The organism is Mesorhizobium sp. P5_C1 (assembly GCF_054049815.1).
On record NZ_JBFULQ010000899.1, the window covers coordinates 1 to 1,487 of the forward strand.

At 54.2% G+C, this 1,487-nt stretch carries 2 pseudogenes; both read right to left on the reverse strand.

The window, feature by feature from the left end:
* Positions 1 to 1,171: pseudogene (locus ACXJ7R_RS32390) on the reverse strand (OmpA family protein); the annotation flags it as partial.
* A 94-nt stretch (positions 1,172 to 1,265) separates the two neighbouring features.
* Positions 1,266 to 1,487 (reverse strand): annotated as a pseudogene (locus ACXJ7R_RS32395) (hypothetical protein); the annotation flags it as partial.

The following is a 1,487-nucleotide window of genomic DNA, read 5'->3' on the forward strand; positions in this document are numbered from 1 at the left end:
GCTCAAGGCTCTGATAGAATTGCCACTGCGAATGAACCCGGGCGGGATCTACCTGCGTTCCGGACAACAGCGACTGCGGGTCGGCGGCAAGCGGGTCTCTCAGGCCGGCGATATAGAATTGGCCGCCGCGCATCTGGTGTTCCGCAACGATGATGCCCGGCTGGGTCTCCAGTCGCGACACATAGGCCTGCCAGCGCTGCCCGGCTTGCCAGGAAAGAAAGAACCAACCGCCTGCGGGTACCAAAACCAGCAGGACTGCAGCCACCACCAGCCACGGAAATCCCTCGTTTGAATCCTCGTGCTTCAGTTCAACACAGGTCTGTAGCTGCGCCTCTACGCCGGCCAACTGCGAACTGTCGCCGTCAAACTGCTCTAGAGCTTCTGAGCTCTCATCGTGGATGCGAAGCAGTACGTCGCGAATTATTTCATGTAATTCCTCTGGCGGATTTCCGCGGATCACCGCAACCAAGGTCGCAAACGGTCCAACTTCCGACCAAAGACGAAGCTCCCCGAAACGGATAGTGTCCAGTCCGCTCTGTTCTTTCTCGTTGAATGAGTCCTTCACAAAATCTTGAATTGCACTAAGCATCGAAGAAATTAGTTGAGGGTCTTCGCTCGTTGCATTTTCGGCGGCTACATGTGTAATCAATAGCCCGGAATTGCGGTTAATGAGAAAGACATGCTCTACTTGATAGGAGAGGGAATGCTTAAGGACAACTTCTGAGAAGCTCGTTCCTGTCCTCCAAGCTTCAAATCTCCACTTAAGTCCATGCCAGGTAAATATATGCCTTAAAGATTCGTTCAGCGACTGAAAGGTCTGGTCGATCTTTTCGCCGATCGACTTGCGAATAGCCGGCAGAAACACCGGGTATAATATATCCGTCAGCGTGCGCGGGTTCTTCTGGATGGACCGTCGCACGGCCCGCTCGACAACTGGCGCAAAGGCCTCGCCGAGTTGCGCATGAGACGCCGATGCGGCTGCGCTGGGGAGAACGTCCCCCACTGCGGCCGCAAGCTGCTCGGGTTCGTCGAGCAGGTGCGTAACGCGTGAAAGCTCAGAAATTTCGCGGCCGACCAGCAGCTCGCGAAGTGTGTCCATGCGATGGTCGGCGGCTGGAACGTCGAAATGCGCATGATTGTCCGGATCGACGTTCCGGGCAATTTCGACCAACAGCCTAGCCAGAGCCTCGCGATCAATCTCGGTATCGTTCGAGGCTGTACTTTGAGGAAGGTTGACTGGGTCGACGGTTGACGTCAAATTCCGATCAACTCACTTTCCAGCTGCGTTCCGAGTTGTTCTTGTTACCGACGGGATCCTGATTCAGACATTTTGCAACCTCGACAAACAGGCCAGCCAAAAGATTTCGGTCGGTCTTGACGTTGCTGAGATCGGAGAACATTTTCTCCATGATCATCTGAACGGTTTCATTCTTTTGCTTGATATCCTCACGCAGCGAATGATCATTTCGATTCATCCGATCCGCAAC